Origin of the sequence: Mucilaginibacter sp. MD40 (genome assembly GCF_002288635.1) — a bacterium.
In the GTDB taxonomy this organism is placed as follows: domain Bacteria; phylum Bacteroidota; class Bacteroidia; order Sphingobacteriales; family Sphingobacteriaceae; genus Mucilaginibacter.
In genome coordinates, this window is sequence record NZ_NRSW01000001.1 from 267448 (window position 1) to 287322 (window position 19875).

18 protein-coding genes are annotated in these 19875 nt (G+C 44.7%); 9 read left to right on the forward strand and 9 right to left on the reverse strand.

Annotated elements, in window-relative coordinates:
- Positions 1-5: 5 nt before the first annotated feature.
- A complete protein-coding gene (gene upp / locus CKK33_RS01210) occupies positions 6-662 on the reverse strand; it encodes a uracil phosphoribosyltransferase (protein ID WP_095702353.1) in 657 nt (218 codons plus the stop codon).
- A 384-nt stretch (positions 663-1046) separates the two neighbouring features.
- Between upp and uvrB the strand changes: the two genes are divergently transcribed.
- Complete coding sequence (uvrB, locus tag CKK33_RS01215) at positions 1047-3074, forward strand: excinuclease ABC subunit UvrB (protein WP_095702354.1); 2028 nt, start codon at positions 1047-1049, stop codon at positions 3072-3074.
- A gap of 77 nt (positions 3075-3151) precedes the next feature.
- On the opposite strand, the gene CKK33_RS01220 is transcribed toward uvrB, so the two are convergent.
- Entirely contained in the window at positions 3152-4216 is a 1065-nt protein-coding gene (locus CKK33_RS01220; protein WP_095702355.1) for a branched-chain amino acid aminotransferase, read from the reverse strand.
- Positions 4217-4355: 139 nt separating this feature from the next.
- Between CKK33_RS01220 and CKK33_RS01225 the strand changes: the two genes are divergently transcribed.
- From CKK33_RS01225 to nadD, 3 genes are all read left to right on the forward strand, one after another.
- Entirely contained in the window at positions 4356-5231 is an 876-nt protein-coding gene (locus tag CKK33_RS01225) for a YicC/YloC family endoribonuclease (protein WP_233138125.1), read from the forward strand.
- Between the two features lie 93 nt (positions 5232-5324).
- Positions 5325-5903, forward strand: a complete 579-nt coding sequence (gene gmk, locus CKK33_RS01230; RefSeq protein ID WP_095702357.1) for a guanylate kinase — start codon at positions 5325-5327, stop codon at positions 5901-5903.
- 82 nt (positions 5904-5985) lie between these two features.
- Positions 5986-6558: a nicotinate (nicotinamide) nucleotide adenylyltransferase gene (nadD, locus tag CKK33_RS01235; protein WP_095702358.1), complete on the forward strand. Its 573-nt coding sequence runs from the start codon at positions 5986-5988 to the stop codon at positions 6556-6558.
- Between the two features lie 109 nt (positions 6559-6667).
- Here nadD and CKK33_RS01240 read toward each other — a convergent pair whose 3' ends face one another.
- The 3 genes from CKK33_RS01240 to ileS are packed head-to-tail and all read right to left on the reverse strand — an operon-like array spanning position 6668 to position 11041.
- Positions 6668-7279, reverse strand: a complete 612-nt coding sequence (locus CKK33_RS01240; RefSeq protein WP_095702359.1) for a lipoprotein signal peptidase — start codon at positions 7277-7279, stop codon at positions 6668-6670.
- Entirely contained in the window at positions 7280-7657 is a 378-nt protein-coding gene (locus CKK33_RS01245) for a TraR/DksA C4-type zinc finger protein (protein ID WP_095702360.1), read from the reverse strand.
- Positions 7658-11041 (reverse strand): isoleucine--tRNA ligase, encoded by a 3384-nt coding sequence (gene ileS / locus CKK33_RS01250; protein ID WP_095702361.1) that lies wholly within the window; start codon positions 11039-11041, stop codon positions 7658-7660.
- A gap of 363 nt (positions 11042-11404) precedes the next feature.
- Between ileS and CKK33_RS01255 the strand changes: the two genes are divergently transcribed.
- A complete protein-coding gene (locus CKK33_RS01255) occupies positions 11405-13051 on the forward strand; it encodes a M28 family metallopeptidase (RefSeq protein ID WP_095702362.1) in 1647 nt (548 codons plus the stop codon).
- A 64-nt stretch (positions 13052-13115) separates the two neighbouring features.
- Here CKK33_RS01255 and CKK33_RS01260 read toward each other — a convergent pair whose 3' ends face one another.
- Positions 13116-13730 carry an HAD family phosphatase gene (locus CKK33_RS01260; protein WP_095702363.1) on the reverse strand — a complete coding sequence of 205 codons (615 nt, stop codon included), beginning with the start codon at positions 13728-13730 and terminating at the stop codon, positions 13116-13118.
- Between the two features lie 322 nt (positions 13731-14052).
- On the opposite strand from CKK33_RS01260, the gene CKK33_RS01265 reads away from it, so the two are divergent.
- A complete protein-coding gene (locus CKK33_RS01265; RefSeq protein WP_143822876.1) occupies positions 14053-14322 on the forward strand; it encodes a hypothetical protein in 270 nt (89 codons plus the stop codon).
- Between the two features lie 140 nt (positions 14323-14462).
- On the opposite strand, the gene pyk is transcribed toward CKK33_RS01265, so the two are convergent.
- Together pyk and CKK33_RS01275 are read right to left on the reverse strand one after the other, a co-directional pair.
- On the reverse strand, positions 14463-15899 hold the full coding sequence (pyk, locus tag CKK33_RS01270; RefSeq protein ID WP_095702365.1) for a pyruvate kinase: 1437 nt from the start codon (positions 15897-15899) through the stop codon (positions 14463-14465).
- Between the two features lie 66 nt (positions 15900-15965).
- The gene (locus CKK33_RS01275) at positions 15966-16385 is read right to left on the reverse strand and encodes an IPExxxVDY family protein (RefSeq protein ID WP_095702366.1); all 420 of its coding nucleotides are present in this window, start codon (positions 16383-16385) and stop codon (positions 15966-15968) included.
- Between the two features lie 389 nt (positions 16386-16774).
- Between CKK33_RS01275 and CKK33_RS01280 the strand changes: the two genes are divergently transcribed.
- Genes CKK33_RS01280 through rnc form a run of 3 tightly spaced genes read left to right on the forward strand, consistent with a single transcriptional unit; the run spans position 16775 to position 19033 of the window.
- Positions 16775-17014 carry an acyl carrier protein gene (locus CKK33_RS01280; RefSeq protein WP_095702367.1) on the forward strand — a complete coding sequence of 80 codons (240 nt, stop codon included), beginning with the start codon at positions 16775-16777 and terminating at the stop codon, positions 17012-17014.
- A 24-nt stretch (positions 17015-17038) separates the two neighbouring features.
- The gene (gene fabF / locus CKK33_RS01285) at positions 17039-18292 is read left to right on the forward strand and encodes a beta-ketoacyl-ACP synthase II (RefSeq protein WP_095702368.1); all 1254 of its coding nucleotides are present in this window, start codon (positions 17039-17041) and stop codon (positions 18290-18292) included.
- A 9-nt stretch (positions 18293-18301) separates the two neighbouring features.
- On the forward strand, positions 18302-19033 hold the full coding sequence (rnc, locus tag CKK33_RS01290) for a ribonuclease III (protein WP_095702369.1): 732 nt from the start codon (positions 18302-18304) through the stop codon (positions 19031-19033).
- Between the two features lie 54 nt (positions 19034-19087).
- On the opposite strand, the gene CKK33_RS01295 is transcribed toward rnc, so the two are convergent.
- Positions 19088-19816 (reverse strand): hypothetical protein, encoded by a 729-nt coding sequence (locus tag CKK33_RS01295; protein WP_095702370.1) that lies wholly within the window; start codon positions 19814-19816, stop codon positions 19088-19090.
- Between the last annotated feature and the right edge of the window lie 59 nt (positions 19817-19875).

The window sequence follows — 19875 nt, forward strand, 5'->3', positions numbered from 1 at the left end:
CGCCTTTACGCCTTCTCCCCGAAAGCCAGATCCCCGGCATCGCCTAAACCCGGTACAATATAGGCCTTGCTGGTCATTTCGTCATCAACGGCGCAGGTCCAGATACGGGCTTTAGGCAGGTTGGCCCTTACATGCTCAATTCCTACGGTACTGGAGATAACAGCCGCAATGTGGACGGTTTTAATATCATACAAAGCCATCAGCTCTTTACATACCAATATCAGGCTTTGGCCGGTAGCCAGCATGGTATCACAAATGATCAGTACGCGACCGCTAAGGTCGGGGCTGGAGATATGGTTGAGTTGAATGGTAAAATCGCCGTTTTTCTTTACTTTCCTGAAAGCGGTGACAAATGCAGAAGGTGCTCGGTCGAAAAAATTGATAAACCCCTGGTGAAAAGGAAGCCCAGCACGCATAATGGTAGCAATAACCGGCTCATTGGCAGGCATATTTACGGTGGCTATACCCAGGGGCGTTTGCACTTCTGTTTCGGTATAGGCCAATGTTTTACTGATCTCGTAAGCCAGTATACCACCCAGACGTTCCTGGTTTTGCCGGAAACGGAACTTATCCTGCTGTATACTTTCATCACGCAGTTCGGCTAAGAACTGGTTGGCTATACTATTGGTTTTGTTGAGGATAAAAGGCTGTGTTGCTGGCATGGTTAAAGATACATAAGCCTTGTTAAATCTTCCCGAGGAAATACTTTATTTTTAAGTTGACTCACCCCTGCCCCTCTCTGCTTCGCAAAGAGGGGTATTTTTATCCTCTTTCGCACAGCGAATAGAGCGTCGGCCAGCGTAACACAGCCGGAATGAGTAAAAATCTTTCCTGAGGAATGACAAGAAATTCTTCACCCTCTTTTGCGAAGCAGAGAGGGTGGGCCAGCGTAGCGCAGTCGGGGTGAGTAAAAAATGTCGGATACAGATATCCCTGCTGACATACACTTGTCACTAAGTGTTACGAACATTGCATCGTCAAAATCGTTATCACTAACCGGTTAACGGTTAATTTACTTAACGTTTATCTGTATTTTTGTTAAACGCATGGATTTTAAAATAACTTCTCAATACGTACCAACCGGCGACCAGCCCAATGCCATAAAACAACTGGTAGAGGGCGTAAACAGCGGCGAACCCTTCCAAACGCTCCTCGGAGTAACCGGCTCGGGTAAAACGTTCACTATTGCCAATGTTATTGAGCAAACGCAGAAGCCTACGCTCATACTCAGCCATAATAAAACCCTCGCCGCGCAGCTGTATGGCGAGTTCAAACAGTTCTTCCCTGATAACGCGGTTAATTACTTCGTGTCCTATTACGATTATTACCAGCCGGAAGCGTTTATACCTTCATCCAATACTTACATTGAAAAAGACCTGCAAATAAACGAGGAAATTGAGAAACTACGCCTGCGCACCACCTCGGCGCTTATGAGCGGCCGGCGCGATGTGATTGTGGTTTCATCCATATCATGTATATATGGTATGGGTAACCCGGAAGACTTTGCGGCTTCAGTATTTAAATTCGCGGTAGGCACACGCATTAGTCGCAACGCCTTTCTGCACCGCTTGGTGGAGATACTTTATGCCCGTACTACCGCCGATTTTAAACGGGGCACCTTCCGCGTAAAGGGCGATACGGTAGATATATTTCCGCCTTATCTGGACTACGCTTACCGCATATCTTTCTTTGGCGACGATATTGAGGAACTCAGTTCATTTGACATTTCTACCGGCAAAACGATTGAAAAAACCACGCACATGGTGGTATACCCTGCCAACCTGTACGTGGCGCCGAGAGAACGTTTCCAGCAATCTATTTGGGCTATACAGGAAGAACTGGAAGCACGTAAAAAGCAGTTTATTGACGATCAGCGCTTCCTGGAAGCTAAACGTTTGGAAGAAAGGGTAAACTACGACCTGGAAATGATACGTGAGCTGGGGTATTGCAGTGGTATTGAGAACTATTCGCGCTTTTTTGATGGTCGCCAGCCCGGTATGCGCCCCTTCTGCTTACTGGATTATTTCCCTGATGATTACCTGATGGTGATTGACGAGAGCCATGTTACCGTACCCCAAATACGTGCCATGTATGGCGGCGACAGATCAAGGAAAATATCGCTGGTAGATTATGGCTTCCGTTTGCCGGCGGCAATGGATAACCGCCCGCTTAACTTCCAGGAGTTTGAGCGCCTGGCGCCACAAACTATTTATGTAAGCGCCACACCTGCCGATTTCGAGCTGGAAAAATCGGGAGGTGTGGTAGTAGAGCAGGTGATACGCCCTACCGGTTTGCTTGACCCGCTGATTGACGTGCGCCCGGTTATTAATCAGGTTGATGACCTGCTGGACGAGGTAGATAAAACCATTAAAGCGGGTGACCGCGTACTGGTAACTACCCTCACCAAACGCATGGCCGAAGAACTGGCCAAGTATATGGACAGGCTGGGCATTAAATGCCGATACATACACTCAGAAGTTAAAACCCTGCAAAGGGTGGAAATACTCCGTGGCCTGCGCCTGGGAGAGTTTGACGTACTGATAGGTATTAACTTGCTGCGCGAGGGATTAGACCTGCCCGAAGTATCATTGGTAGCTATATTGGATGCCGACAAAGAAGGTTTCCTGCGTTCTGAACGCTCGCTGATACAAACTATAGGCCGTGCCGCCCGTAATGACCGCGGCCGGGTGATCATGTACGCGGACACGATCACTGAATCTATGCAGATAACCATGGAGGAAACGGCACGCCGACGCGAAAAACAGATCAAGTACAACGAGGAACATGGTATTGTGCCAAAAACCGTTGGTAAAACCAAATCTGAAATTATGGAGCAAACCTCTGTGGTCGACTTTAAGGGCGGCGTACAGCAGGCTTATGTAGAAACTGAAGTAGCTACGCTTGCTGCCGACCCTATTGTACAGTACATGACCAAGGCTGATCTTAAAAAATCTATCGAAAATACCCGCAAGGATATGGTGGCTGCCGCCAAGAATATGGACTTTCTGTTGGCGGCCAAGCTGCGCGATGAGATGTTCGCCCTTGAAAAGATGATGGAAGAAAAATTTAGCTAACAGGCTGACATTATATTAAAACGGCCCCACATAAAATATGCGGGGCCGTTTTACATTTTTCCATTTAAGAAGGTTAATTAAACCATGTAATTCCAGCCATGAGTATCTTCGGCGCGGCCATATTTAATGGCATCAAGCGTAGTAAATACTTTATTAGAGAATTCGCGTGTGGCAGGATCGCTCAGGAAAAATTCTTCGCCATCCACCACAAATGAGGCTACCGGAGCTATAGTTGCGGCTGTGCCAGCGCCAAAAGCATCGGTTAGTTTACCGTTACGTGCGCCTTCGGCCAGTTCTGCAACAGATACCTTGCGTTCCTCTACGGTTATTCCCCAGTCTTTCGCCAGCGTAATAACGGTATCGCGAGTAACGCCATCTAATATAGTATCTTTCGCTTCGGCGGTAATAAGTTTACCATCAAGCAGAAACATAGCGTTGGCTGCGCCCATTTCCTCTACATATTTATGTTCTTTAGCATCGGTCCATATCAATTGGTCAAAACCTTCCTGCGCGGCTTTGCGGCCCGGCAGCATAGATGCGCCATAGTTACCCGCAGCTTTCGCGTAACCCATACCACCTTCGGCAGCGCGGGTATAATAAGTTTCAATTTTAACACGCAGCGGTTTTGAAAAATATGGACCAACAGGGCCAATCAAAACAATGAATTTATACGTAGCCGAAGGGGTAACACCCAGATAAGGGTCAGCCGCAAACATGAACGGACGTATATACATCGCATGGTTCTCTTTAGCAGGGATCCAATCTCGGTCAAGGTCAACCATTGCAGCAATACTTTGTACAAACACATCTTCGGGCAAAGTAGGCATGCACAGACGCTCGGCAGATTTGTTAAAGCGGGCGGCGTTTTTCTCAGGGCGGAAGATGGAAACCTTGCCGTCATCATGCTTATAGGCTTTAATCCCTTCAAAAAATGCCTGCCCATAGTGCAGCGCCGAAATTGCAGGGCTAAGAGAGATAGGGCCATAAGGCAAAATCTCAAAATTCTTCCACTCTCCATCAGCATAGTCGGCCACCAGCATGTGGTCAGAAAACACTTTACCAAATGGCAGGTTATTAAAATCTGTTTCTGCCAGGCGCGAATGCGCGGTCTTTGTTATTTTGATATCCAATGTATCAGTCATGGCTGTAAGTATTGATCAGAAAGTGCCAAGATAGGGAATTTTAAATAAATGTTGCGGAAACAGCAGCCAAAGGCGCATTAAGCTTACGTCTAACATCTACGCAAAGCTCGGTTTCCCGTTAAAATATTTATCTTTGCATATGATAAAGTCCATGACAGGGTATGGCATTGCCACTTTTGATGCCGGCAATGTAAAATATACCGTCGAGCTTAAATCTCTCAACAGCAAATTTCTCGAACTATCACTGCGCCTGCCCAAAATGTTTTCCGAAAAGGAGTTCCAGTTGCGCAACGAATGCAGCAAGCAGATTGAACGCGGAAAAGTTAACCTCAGCATTACTGCAGAGCAAACCGGAGCCAACGTTAAAGCTGCCGGGATTGACCGAGACCTGCTTATGCACTATTATAATCAGCTAAAAAGCGTAAGCGAGGATGTTGGAGAACAATCAGCCAATTTATTCCAATTGGCGCTGGGTTTGCCCGAGGTGGTGAAATACGACGAGGAAACCGTTAACGAGGATGAGTGGAAACAGGTGGAGAAGACCTTTCAGCAAGCTTTGGCCGCCTTTCAGAAATTCAGAAGCGACGAGGGTAACGTGCTGGAAAACGATATTAAACAACGTATCGCGATCATCCTGAATAACCTTGCCGCTGTTGAACTGGCCGAGCCTAAACGCGTACCGGTTATCCGCGAGCGCCTGAACCAGTTTTTGAGTGAAGCCGTTGGCGTTGATAATGTAGATAAGAACCGCTTTGAGCAGGAGTTGATCTACTACATAGATAAGCTGGATATCACCGAAGAAAAGATAAGGCTGAAAAGCCATTGCGAATATTTCCTGGAAACCCTTAAAGCCGCCGATGCCAATGGTAAAAAACTGGGCTTTATTTCGCAGGAAATAGGCCGCGAGATCAATACCCTTGGCTCAAAAGCAAACGATGCCGATATCCAGAAACTGGTGGTAGGCATGAAAGAAGAGCTGGAAAAGATTAAAGAACAATTATTGAATGTTTTATAAGCAGTTTTAAGGTTAAATGTTGTAAGGTTGAAATGTTAAACTTAGTAAGCTTGCAACATTTCAACATTGTAACCTTTCAACTTTCCAACAATAATGAAAGAAGGAAAACTCGTTATATTTTCGGCCCCTTCGGGCGCAGGTAAAACAACCATTGTGCACCGCCTGCTGCGCAAAATGCCCGAACTGGAGTTTTCTATTTCGGCTACAACCCGCCAACCGCGCGGAGATGAGCAGCACGGAAAAGACTACTATTTTATTAGCAAAGAGGAGTTTTTACACCGTATTGCCAAAAAACAATTTGTTGAGTTTGAAGAGGTTTATACCGGTACCTTTTACGGCACGCTTCGTACCGAAATAGAGCGTATATGGCAAACCGGCAAAACCGTAATATTTGATATTGATGTAGAAGGTGGCATGCACCTGAAACGTAAATACCAGCATCAGGCCCTGGCTATATTTGTGCAGCCGCCATCATTAGAGGTGTTGATTGAACGCCTTACCGGTCGTGGTACTGATAGTACCGAAAAACTGCAGGAGCGCTTTGCCAAAGCCGAAAAGGAGCTGAATTACGCACCTCAGTTTGATATTATCCTTAAAAATTACGATCTTGAAACTGCTTGTAAAGAAGCGGAAGATCTGGTAAAAAATTTTATTAGCCTCCCGGCCCCCTAAAGGGGGAGTGTTTTCAATTCTCATTGAATTACCGGGGTAACATTTACATTTTATTCCCCCTTTATGGGGGTTAGGGGGCACTATGAAGATCGGTTTACTATTCGGTTCATTTAATCCTATCCACATCGGGCATTTAATTATAGCTAACTACATGGCCAACCATACCGCTTTGGATAAGGTTTGGCTGGTGGTATCGCCGCAAAACCCGTTAAAAAAATATGGCGACCTTATTAACACTTATGACCGACTGGAAATGGCCAAACTGGCCACCGAAAATGCCACCAACATCTCCGTTAGCGATGTGGAACTAAAGCTGCCTCAACCCTCTTATACCATTGATACCCTCACGCATTTAAGAGAAAAATACCCCGAGCACGAATTTGCCCTTATTATGGGTTCTGATAATTTGGTGACCCTGCACAAGTGGAAAAACTACAAACTGATCCTCAGAGATTATGAAATATTTGTTTATCCACGCCCTGGTTATGAAAATGCCGAATTTGCTTCGCACCCATCCGTAACCATCACCATGACACCGCTCATGGAACTTTCGGCCACGTTTATACGCCAATCCATCAAAGAGAAAAAAAACGTGCAATATTTCGTGCCTGACCCTGTACTTAAATTTATTGACAGCAAAAGCCTTTACAGGTAACTACCTATTTGCAGTGAGTACTGAATACGATAATGACTAAATATGTTTATCAATGAAAAAAGCGCCTTATATTATATAAGGCGCTTTTTTCATTGAATGTTATTGAAAGCTATTCTTCAACCATCTCGCTATTCGGATAGCTGGCTTCCGGAGTTTCGTGTTTAAAATACCGTTTCTGGTTGATCAGGATCATGATCACGCCGATAGAGATAGCGGCATCGGCCAGGTTAAATACCGGGCGGAAAAAGATAAACTCCTCACCCTTCCAAATAGGGAACCAGTTAGGAAAATGCCCGGTAATCAGCGGGAAATAGAACATATCTACCACACGGCCGTGAAACCAGCCCGCATAATGATAAATTACACCGTAAAAGGTAGAATCAATGATGTTACCTACCGCACCAGCCAGTATAAGCGCTACCATCATAATTAAGCCCCTATGATATTTATGCTTAATAAGATGTACCAACGCGAAACCAATACCTATTACCGCTACAATACGGAAAATAGTAAGGGCCAGTTTGCCAAAATCGCCACCCAGTTCCATACCAAAGGCCATCCCGTTATTTTCAATATAGTGGAGCATGCCCCGGTTGCCCAGCAGGTGTATCTCACCCGGCTCACCCGGTATCATATGGGTTTTTACCCATATCTTAATGATCTGGTCTAAGAGGATAATAAATGCAGCGGTTAGAAAAGGTTTTGTATAAGCAGCCTTCATCTATTGCTTTAATTTAGCTTCCATGGTTAGGGTAGTGTGCGGCACGGCACGCAGGCGTTCCTTAGGTATCAGTTTACCGGTTTCGCGGCAAATACCGTACGTTTTGTTCTCTATACGCACCAGGGCAGCTTCTAATTGCTCAATAAACTTCTTTTGGCGGGCAGCCAGCTGGTTGATCTGCTCCTTCTCAAGGGTAGCCGAACCATCCTCGAGCGTTTTGTAAGTACCGGCGGTATCATCAGTACCATTGGCATTAGGCGAGCTTAATGATGAGGCCAATGCAGCCAGCTCTTCTTTTGAACTGCGCAATTTTTCCTGAATCAATTCTTTGAATTCTTTCAGCTCGGCATCAGAATACCTTGTTTTTTCGTTTTCCATTTAATTCTTTGTTATAGCAATCAATATCTCAAATTCATCAATAACCGCTTTATCAGCATCAGCCAGCGCATCAGCAGGTGTTATGCTATCTGCCAGTACTTCCGCGCTAATGTAAGCGTTGTTATTTTCTATAGCTTTCCATATTTCGGCATTGGCATTAACCTGTACCGCTATACGGTCGGTTACCTCAAAACCTTTGCTTTTACGCAGGTTTTGTACACGATTTACAAACTCACGGGCGTAACCTTCTTCTTTCAGTTCTTCGGTAATGGTAACATCCAGCGCTACGGTAAGCTTACCCAAGTTGGCTACCTGCCATCCCGGAACGTCCTCGGCGATAATTTCTACGTCAGATGGTAGTATAGCGTATTTATTATCAAGTACCGAAATACTACCGTTTGTTTCCAACTCGGTGATCTGGTCTTGTGTAAAGGCAGTTATAACAGCCGCCACATCCTTCATATCCTTGCCCACTTTAGCGCCAAGAGCTTTAAAGTTTGGCTTTATCTTTTTCTTGATGAAACCTGCAGTATCGGTGATGTACTCAATATCCTTGATATTGGTTTCAGACAGGATAAGCTCTTTAACCTTTTCAACCTGTAATTTAAAGTTTTTATCAAGAATAGGCAACAATATCTTGCTTAAAGGACGGCGAACCGGCACCTCTATTTTCTTACGCAGCGATAATACCAGTGATGAAATATCCTGCGCCAGTTGCATACGCTCTTCCAGGGCTTTATCAACCAGGTCAGCGTGATACTCCGGGAAGTAAGCCAGGTGTACCGATTCAAATTCCTCTTTACCGGTTACGCTGTTCAGGTCGGTGTATAAACGCTCAGCAAAGAACGGCGCAATAGGCGACATTAACTTACTGATGGTAATTAAGCAGGTATAAAGCGTTTGGTAGGCAGATAGTTTATCATCAGAGTTATCTGATTTCCAGAAACGGCGACGACCTAAACGTACGTACCAGTTACTCAGGTGCGCGTCAACAAACTCTTGTATAGCGCGGGCGGCCTTGGTAGGCTCAAAGTCGGCATAGTAGCCATCAACCTCCGCGCTCAAAGTATTTAATAACGATAATATCCAACGGTCAAGCTCGGGACGGCTTTCTATCGCTATCTCTGCTTCCTCATACTTAAATTTATCGATGTTTGCGTAAAGCGTAAAGAACGAGTAGGTATTGTACAACGTACCAAAGAACTTACGACGCACCTCGTCCAAACCTTCGGTATTAAACTTCAGGTTATCCCATGGCGATGCATTGCTGATCATGTACCAACGCGCGGCATCGGCACCAACCTGTTCAATGGTCGCGAACGGATCAACACCATTGCCTAAACGTTTAGACATTTTGTTACCGTTTTTATCCAACACCAAACCGTTCGAGATAACGTTCTTGAACGCGATACCACGGTTGCCAACCTTCTCATTAACGGCTTTTACTTCATCACTTGCTTCGCTTAGCATTACGGCTATGGCGTGCAGGGTAAAGAACCATCCGCGGGTTTGGTCAACGCCTTCCGCAATGAAATCAGCCGGGTAGGCTGCTTCAAATTCTTCTTTATTCTCGAAAGGGAAATGCCATTGCGCATATGGCATGGCACCGCTATCAAACCAAACGTCAATAAGGTCTGTCTCGCGGATCATTTTGTTGCCGGTTGATGATACCAGTATAACATCATCAACATAAGGGCGGTGCATATCTTCCAGCTTAAAACCAGCCGGCATAAAGCCTGCTGCAATAGCTTTCTCTATCTCGGCATTCAGCTCGGCTATAGAACCGATACATTTCTCTTCGCTGCCGTTTTCCTCGCGCCAGATAGGCAGCGGGGTACCCCAGTAGCGTGAGCGCGAAAGGTTCCAGTCGACCAGGTTTTCCAGCCAGTTGCCAAAACGGCCGGTACCGGTGCTTTCAGGTTTCCAGTTGATGGTTTTGTTCAGCTCCACCATCTTATCCTTAACGGCAGTGGTACGGATGAACCAGCTATCCAGCGGATAGTAAAGTATAGGCTCATCAGAACGCCAGGAGTGCGGGTAGCTGTGTTCGTATTTTTGTACGTTAAATGCCTTGTTCTCTTCTTTCAATTTGATAGAGATCAGCACGTCGGTCGGTTTAAAATCCGCCTCGGCGCGCTCGGCATCCGTATAGTACTCTTCTTTTACGTAACGGCCTGCAAAGTCAGACACTTCGGCAACAAAGCGGCCTTGTTTATCAACAAGCGGCACATCCTTACCGTTCTCGTCCTTCACCATTACCGATGGTACGTTGTTCTCTTTACATGCCCTAAAGTCATCCGCACCAAAAACAGACGCGGTATGTACGATACCGGTACCATCGCCGGTGGTAACAAAGTCAGCAGGGATAACGCGGAAAGCGTTTTTCTCCAGGTCTTCATTAGTTACATAAGGCATTAATTGATAGTAATGAAGACCTACGAGGTCGCTGCCTTTACATTCGCCGGCTACCTGCCACGGGATAATTTTGTCGCCGCCTTTGTAATCATCAAAAGAAGCGTTTTCGCCATCGGCTTTAAAGTATTTGCCAACCAGCTCTTTAGCCAATACCACACAAACTGGTTTGTAAGTGTATGGGTTAAAGGTGTTGATCTTTACGTAAGTGATATCCTCACCAACAGCCAGAGCACAGTTTGATGGCAATGTCCATGGAGTGGTCGTCCAGGCCAGGATAAACACATCAGTATTTACACCATCGAACAGGAACTCCGAGTCGCTATCGCGCTTTACTTTAAACTGCGCAGTGATAGTGGTATCCTTCACCATTTTGTAGGTGCCCGGTTGGTTCAGCTCGTGTGAGCTTAAGCCCGTGCCCGATTTTGGCGAGTACGGCTGTACCGTATAGCCTTTGTACAAAAGGTCTTTTTTGTAAAGCTCCTTCAGTATCCACCAAAGGGTTTCAATGTACTCATTCTCGTAGGTAACGTACGGGTTCTCCAAATCAACCCAGTAGCCCATCTTCTCGGTAAGGTCGTTCCACACGTCAGTGTAACGCATTACCTCTTTACGGCAGGCGTCGTTATATTCCTTAACGGTGATCTTCTTGCCGATATCGTCTTTAGTGATGCCTAAGGCTTTTTCAACCGCCAGTTCAATAGGCAAGCCATGGGTATCCCACCCACCTTTACGTTTAACCTGGTAGCCCTTAAGCGTTTTGTAACGGCAAAAAATATCCTTAATAGAGCGGGCCATTACGTGGTGAATGCCCGGCATACCATTCGCACTCGGCGGGCCCTCATAAAAGGTATAAGGGTTGCTTGCAGGGCGACTGCTGATACTTTTTGAAAAGATGTTGTTCTGTTTCCAGAATTCGAGAACTTCTTTACCCGTTTTCGATAGATCTAATTGCTTATATTCCTTGTACATCAATATGTTCGACTCGAATTTTAAAGGTTGCAAAAATAGTCAATTTAATTGTGAATAGCGGTAAATGAGGTATAAGTTTTATATGCTGACTCACCTCCTCCCAGCGAAGCGAAGTCGGGATGAGTAAATGGGCGTTGCCTCCGGCCGCGCTATCCGCTCATACGCGCACAGGCGTTAGCCGCATGGCCGGTAACCGCTGCTATCGCTAACGCAAACCTATCATCGTGTCATTGCGAGGATCGAAGCAATCTCACGGGATAAGCACGCCGGTTTTGCTTCTGAGATTGCCGCGCTATCGCTCACAATGACATGATTAGAAGCCGGGGTGAGTAAAATTCCTATATTTGAATAAAACCCTTACATATGAAAATAAACTCTATAACTACCATTGCCGCTGCCGCCCTTTTTGCAGGATGCGCCGGCAATACGGATAAAAGCCAAAATACCACTGCCGATACCGGCCTCGCGGCTGATATTAAACAACACATAGCTGTGCTGGCTAACGACTCGCTCCTGGGCCGTAAACCTTTTACTAAAGGCGAAGAAAAGACCATCAATTACATTGCCTCCGAATACAAAAAACTGGGGCTTGCGCCGGGAAACAATGGCAGCTATTTCCAGGAGGTGCCTATGGTAGAGATTACCTCAAGCGCTAACGATATGGCCATTAGCGGCAAAACCAGCATGGACCTGAAACCGGGTGTGGATTTTGTGGCCTCGACCCGTCGCGAGCAGGATACCCTAAGCTTAAAAAATTCGCCGCTGGTATTTGCAGGTTTCGGCGTGGTGGCGCCAGAATTTAAATGGGACGATTATAAAGGCCTTGATGTTAAAGGCAAAACGGTAATCGTGCTGGTGAACGACCCCGGCTTTAAAGCGCCTGAAAAATTATTCAAAGGCGATACCATGAGCTACTACGGCCGTTGGACCTATAAATACGAGGAGGCTGCCCGCCAGGGCGCAGCAGGTGTAATCATTGTTCACCAAACCGAACCGGCAAGCTATGGCTGGCAGGTGATACAAAACAGCTTTGCAGGTGCAAAACTTTACCTGCAGCAGGCCGATAAACACATGAACCGCTGTAAGGTTGAGGGTTGGATAAGTGAAGAAGCGGCAACCAAATTATTAGCTAGCGCAGGCATAACCGGTAATATCCGCGACTATGCGCGCCGTAAAGATTTTAAAGCGGTTGACTTAGGCAGCAGCGTTTCGCTGTCGCTGAAGAATAAATTAAAGTACTCTAAATCCAATAACGTAGTTGGTATAATAAAAGGTAGCGAACACCCTGATGAAACCATCCTGTATACCGCTCACTGGGATCACTTTGGCGTGGGTAAGCCTGATTCTAAGGGTGACAGCATTTACAACGGCGCAGTTGACAATGCCAGCGGTGTAGCCGCTATTTTGGCCGTGGCTAAAAAGTTCGCGGCGCAAAAAGAGAAGCCGAAACGCTCTATTGTTTTCCTGGCGGTTACAGCAGAAGAACAAGGCCTGCTGGGTTCAGAATATTATGCTACGCATCCTATTTACCCGCTTAATAAAACCGTGGCTGATCTGAACATTGACGCTTTATCAGACTTTGGTGAAACCAGCAATTTTTCCATCACCGGCAAAGGGCAGAATGACCTGGATGATTATATCATAAAACTAACTAAAGCTAAAGGCTGGGATGTTGTGGGCGATGAAAACCCCGGCTCGGGCAGTTACTACCGGTCTGACCATTTTAACTTTGCCAAGGTAGGCGTGCCGGCTTTAGATCTGCACAATGGTGCAAAAAGCATTAAGCGGGGCGAAGAATTTGGTAAAGAAAAACTGAAAGAGTATAACGATAAGCGCTACCACCAGCCGTCAGACGAGTACAGTGAGGCTATGGATACTAAAGGCATGGCACAAACAACCGAACTGATGTACCAACTCGGCGTACAATTGAGCAATGAAACTACCTTCCCGGGCTGGAAAAAAGGTTCGGAATTTAAGGCCGTGCGTGACCGTGCAATGGGCGGCAAGTAGTTTTTTAGAGTGAAGAACAAAAAAAGGATCGCCATGCATGTCTTCATGGCGATCCCTTTTTGTATTATAATTTATCGATCCTAACCCATTGCATACCCGCTGCGATAGCAGCCTGCACACCCGGCTCGCCATCTTCAAATACAAGACATTGTTCGGGCGGTACACCCAGCTGCGCGGCGGCGGCCAAAAAAGGGTCGGCATAAGGTTTCCCGTTCGGGGTATCACCGGCGCATACCAATACCTCAACCAAATGGCGAATACCTAACACCGTAAGCGTTTTTTCCACCGAATTACGGCTACCACCTGATACTACACCTATACGTATTTTACCGGCATGGTTCTTTAAATGGTTTACAACATAGTCAATAGGTTGGGTTTGCTCTATAAATTCGTTAAAGAAAAGGGCATGCTTACGCGCGGTAAACTCAGCCGGATCGAAATTGGTTTTATAGCGCTTGTTTATCTCATCAATAACCTTAATAATAGGCAGGCCCGCAAACTCATCAATAATATCGCCCTCAATTACTACTCCTTCATCTGCCGCTACGCGTATATAGCTTTGCTTATGGGCTCCCATATTGTCGGCCAGCGTTCCATCGCAGTCATATAAAAAAGCCTTGAAATCGCCCGATGATAGCTTAGTAAGGGCCTTATATTTTTGAAGAGACATCTTTTCCATTTCTGCTGCAATTATAATAAATCTCTCAGCACAGCAATGTAAAAATACTACCACAACTATAGGCTATTAGTTTAGTATGAAATATACAATAGCACAAAAAACGCCCCCCAAATAGTCAGAAAAGCTATTTAGGGTAATAAATTCCACCCTGCATGTAGTCATATGTCTACATCCCAATAATTGCTGAGCATAATAATTAGTTAATTGACGTGTTACTAATTATAGATTAAAGTATAGCGCACACAAGGAAACAACTTTAAGTTGTATGTAAGTTTTTAAGGCACGGCTATTGCCTTAGTTATATCAACCAAGTAATAAAAACATGGAGCATCTATTTTCAACTTTACTACATTTATTTGTTGTAGTTATGATGGTGGGGTTTGTAGTAGGCGGAATTTTGGCCCTTACCGGAAGTTTTGACCACTGGACAGAACGTTATCGATTAAAACAACGTCGTCGTAAATTAATTCGCGAGAATGAAATAAAAAAAGCACGCGTTGCCAACATGCCTAAAAGAAACGGACAGCAAGTTGCTGATATACGAAACCCTAAAACAAATAATATTTATCGTATGCAACGTTATGTTGCTTAATTAATTCTTACAAGCCCGGCTGTTAGCCGGGCTTTTTATTTGCACCTATAAAAAAGATTTTAAATCCTTGAACAACCGTAACAAAAAAGGGTGGAGCAATATGCTCCACCCTTTTTTGTTGTATTCAGGCTGACGCCTTATTAGTCAATAATGCTTACTTTAAGCATATTGGTTTTTCCTTGTTTTACAATTGGCACTGCAGCGGTATTAATTACCACATCGCCGGTTTTAAGCATTTGCTCCGTTTTAAGTATAGCGTTTACATCGGCTATGGTTTGGTCGGTACTTTCCAGCTTGTCATAGTAAAACGCGCGTACACCCCATACCAGGCTCAGCGCGTTAAGCAACTGCCTGTTTGATGTAAAGATATAAGTACCTGCTTTAGGGCGATAGCTGGATATTTCAAAAGCTGTATAGCCAGAGGTGGTCATAGATACTATACCTGTAGCATTAGTATGCTCGGCCAGGTAAACGGCAGAGCCACAAAGCGCGTCGCTTAAGTAGTTTGGAGAAGCCGGATCGGTATTTTCAGCTTTTTCCGCGTTAAACGGATAGCCCAAATCTTCAACGTTACGCACTATTTTTGCCATGGTTTCAATGACAATTACCGGGAACTCACCAACAGATGTTTCACCGCTAAGCATTACCGCGTCTGCACCGTCCAATACAGAGTTGGCCACGTCATTTACCTCGGCACGGGTTGGGCGCGGGGTAGTGATCATTGACTCCAGCATCTGCGTAGCAACAATAACCGGTTTTGAAGCATCGCGGCATTTTTTGGCGATCATTTTTTGCAGCAGTGGTACTTCCTCAAGCGGGCACTCCACACCCAGGTCGCCACGGGCTATCATTACACCATCGGTAGCGGCGATAATATCATCTATATTATCAATAGCCTCAGGCTTTTCAACCTTAGCTATTACACGGGCACCTTTGCCGCTTTCGCGGATAATACGTTTCAGATCAATAATATCGGCACCGGTACGCACAAACGAAAGACCTATCCAATCTACATCCTGCTCCAGGGCAAAATGCAGGTTCTCAAGGTCTTCGGGTGTTAAGCTGGGGATAGACACTTTAGTATTGGGCAGGTTAACACCTTTACGTGATGTTAATATGCCGCCATGTACCACTTCGCACACCACGGTATCTTTACGGTTGGTGTCAATAACACGCAATTGCAGTTTACCATCATCTAAAAGGATGATCTCGTTTGGCTGCACATCCTGCGGGAAACTTGGGTAAGTAATATATATCTGGTTATCATCACCAATACATTCATGCGTGGTCATGTTAATGCGGCTGCCGTTAACCAGGTGTATACCACCATCCTTTACCAGGCCAATACGAATTTTGGGGCCCTGGAGATCGGCAAGAATACCCACGTTGGTTTTATACTCAGCGTTTATCTCGCGAATAATGTCAATTACTTTTTTGTGGTCTTCGGGCTTACCGTGCGAAAAATTGAGGCGGCAAACATTTAACCCGGCCCTTATCATTGCCAGCAGGGTATCTTTTTTGGCCGAAGCAGGCCCCATTGTAGCAACGATTTTGGTACGATTATAATAAAAATTCATATTCTCAGATTATATTCAGGCTATCAGAATCAATGTGTAATATCTACACATCCTTAAAAATTTTGGCTAAAATAACAGATTTTCCCGTGATTTTATTTTTTTTGGGTCAATCTTTACGGCGGCAACAATTTCGGGCATACGGTTCAACGCCGAAATGATGTTTTCCAGGTCTTCATCATCTATATAATTTTTGATCATTATAAAATAATCGGCCTCGCGCATTTCGGGTACAAGATAGCCTTCGGTGCCTTTATTTCCAATAAAATAGAAATCGGTTTCGGTACTTTCCCAACTGTAATGAAACAACGAGAAAAGTAATTCGCTGCCATTTAGGCTGTTATCAAGCACAAGATCAGCAGAGCGGGTAAAATTAAAATTCAAACATTTGTTTATATAATAACAAATACGATAATCCTTTAATGATGTAGTGATAGCGATCAATACAAAATCAAGGTCTATCTCAAACTTTAATACTTTTCTGTTCAAACGCCTTTAATTAAATGGATGGTCAAAAATACGAACACTTGCGTTAAGCATAAAGTTTTAATTAACCGCAGCCGCAAAAACTTACATTAACGTATTAAAGCCATATAATAAGGCCTATTTATAGTTTCAATTACGGCAAGGGACAAAGATAACAGATGGATACGAAACTTATGTTATTTATAACCAGTTAATTACAACACTTTAAAACAGATATAAAATAATTTATTACTCACCACAAAATCATTACTTTTGGGCGGTTAGGTATTCGACGCAAACCTTTTATAATAAACAGGTGTTCTGTATTTATTGTCTAAGTTTTTGCAATTTGATATTTAACATAATTTATTTTTCTTTGCACTGAATTTATTAATCATTAAACTATTAAGACTATGTCTGATATCGCTTCAAGAGTAAAAGCTATTATCGTGGAAAAACTGGGTGTTGACGAAAGTGAAGTTACACCAGAAGCAAGCTTCACCAACGATCTTGGTGCCGACTCTTTAGACACCGTGGAATTAATCATGGAGTTTGAAAAAGAATTTAACGTGGCAATTCCTGATGATCAGGCTGAAACTATCGGTACTGTAGGCCAGGCTATTGCTTACTTAGAAAAAAACGTTAAAGCTTAATTTAAGGCTCCTTAAAGTTAATAAATGGAGTTCAAAAGAGTTGTTGTAACCGGGCTTGGAGCGCTTACTCCTATTGGTAACACTGTTGCAGATTACTGGAATAGTCTTATTAACGGAGTAAGCGGCGCTGCCTTTATTAAGAGTTTTGACGTTACCAATTTCAAAACTAAATTTGCCTGTGAGGTAAAGAACTTTGATGCAGATGGTTTCCTGGGCCGCAAAGATGCCCGCAAATTGGACCCGTTTGTGCAATACGCCTTATTCTCAACAGAGGAAGCAGTTAAAGACGCCGGTTTAGATTTCGAGAAACTTGATACCAGCCGTATAGGTGTTATATGGGGATCAGGCATTGGTGGTTTAAAGACCTTTTTAGATGAGGTGACCAATTTCGCCAAAGGCGACGGTACACCTAAATTTAATCCGTTCTTTATCCCTAAAATGATCGCCGATATTGCACCGGGCCATATCTCTATCAAATATGGTTTGCGCGGGCCAAACTTTACTACGGTATCTGCCTGTGCTTCATCAAACAATTCGCTTATTGATGCTTTTAATTACCTTCGCCTTGGGAAAGCAAACATGTTTATTACCGGCGGGTCTGAAGCTATCATAAACGAAGCTGGTATTGGTGGTTTTAACGCCATGCACGCGCTGAGTACCCGTAATGACGACCCTGCGACCGCATCGCGCCCGTTTGACCTTGACCGCGACGGATTTGTTGCAGGTGAAGGAGCCGGTACCATCATACTAGAAGAACTGGAGCATGCAAAAGCCCGTGGTGCTAAAATTTACGCGGAAATGGTTGGCGGTGGCATGAGTGCCGATGCTTACCACATGACCGCCCCTCACCCGGAAGGCCTTGGCGCTTCGCTGGTAATGAAGGCAGCCCTTGAGGACGCAGGTTTAACGCCTAACGATGTGGATTATGTGAACGTACACGGAACATCAACTCCAATTGGCGACCCGCAAGAAGTTAAAGCCATCACCGATGCTTTTGGCGACCGTATCTACGATATCAATATCAGCTCTACCAAATCAATGACAGGGCACCTTTTAGGCGCTGCCGGTGCTGTTGAAGCTATTGCTGCTATATTGGCTATCCAAAACGATATAGTACCGCCCACTATTAACCACTTTACAGACGACCCTGCCTTTGACCCTAAAATTAATTTTACTTTTAATAAGGCGCAAAAGCGTGTGGTTAATGTTGCGCAAAGTAACGGGTTTGGTTTTGGCGGCCACAACGCGTCAGTTATATTTAAAAAATACCAGGACTAATTTTATTGGATGCCAATTAGCCGATTTTACAAGCTATATCTTTCTCCCAATAGAAAATACGTTAAGGTCTTAAAGAATTTGCTCGGCTTTGTGCCGGGCAATTTGTCGTTATACCGGTTGGCTTTTCGCCATAAGTCGGTTGCCCAAAACATTAAAAAGGGCGTAAAGAACAGTAACGAACGGCTTGAATTTCTGGGTGATGCAGTGCTGGGCAGTGTAGTAGCCGAGGTATTGTTTAAATTATACCCTTATGAGGACGAAGGCTTCCTTACTGAACTACGCTCTAAAATAGTAAGCCGAAACAACCTCAACCAACTGGCGCGCAAACTTGGCTTTGATAAACTGGTTGAATTTGACCCGAAGATCTTATCTAACGGACGCCAAGGCTCAGGCTCACTGCTTGGCGATGCCTTTGAAGCGCTTGTAGGCGCCGTTTACCTGGATAAAGGATACGATTTTACCCGCCATTTCCTGGTAAACCATATTATTAAAGCCCATATTGATATCCATACCCTGGAGCAAACCGAAACCAACTTTAAAAGTAAGCTCATAGAGTGGTGCCAGCGCCATGGCAAGGATATTACCTTCGAACTAACTACCAACATGGAGGGCGAAAGCGCCAAGTTATTTACCATACAGGTAAATATTGATGGCGATATATTAGGCTCCGGCAAAGAGTTTAGTAAAAAAAATGCCGAAAAACTTGCTGCGGAGAAAGCTTGTGCAGCGTTAGGGATTTGAGTTAGAGAATATTCTTCCTCGCAATGACGCATTTTTATTATGTATTTCCCCTCTTTAATACAATTTCTGCAACCGGTCTTCACCGCCGTTCTTTTTAAAATATTCCCACTGCTCTTTGGTGTGTTTAATGAGATCGTACTCACCCCATTGTTTTAGGTCTTCAAATGAGGGCCGGTAAAAATGCATAAACTGCTGTACTTTGGCGGAGTCAGTTTCGCCTGTTACCCGTATAACGAAAGGTTTATTATAGCGCTTATCTACCTCTGTGGCTTCCAGTTCCTGCTTTTGATAACGGGCAAATCGCCTCAAATTTTTGGCTTCTTTACCAAACAATTCATACAGACCAGTAAGTGGAGAGCCTCCTATGGGCAGAAATGTGGTAACCGGCGGTTTACCATCAAAATATAAACCTTTACTGCGATAGGTTTTCATGATGTCGGCCATTTCCTGCTTTTTGCTTTGCCCAACAATCCTTACCTCGCCCAGCTGCATCTCGGGCTGCATATACACCACCATGCCATAAGCCGAAGCTGTTTGCTTTTGCGGCGTAAAACCACTCTTGGTAAACAGCAGGGTATCGCCGGGCGCCGCGGTAATAGCAAAGCCACCCTGGGTATCACACAGTACAAAAACGTTGGTTTTTACATTGGTTACCGCAACACCGCTCAGCCTTTCTGATGAAATACGTTTATATATAGCGCCCTTGATGGTGGTTTGCTGCGCATGAGCAGCCATTACCCAACCCGACAAAGCGAAAAAAAGCAGAAGTAATTTAAAGCGCATAAATATCTAACGTAGTAAAACTACAAAATGTGCGCATGCCCAAATGTGAAAAAATGTTA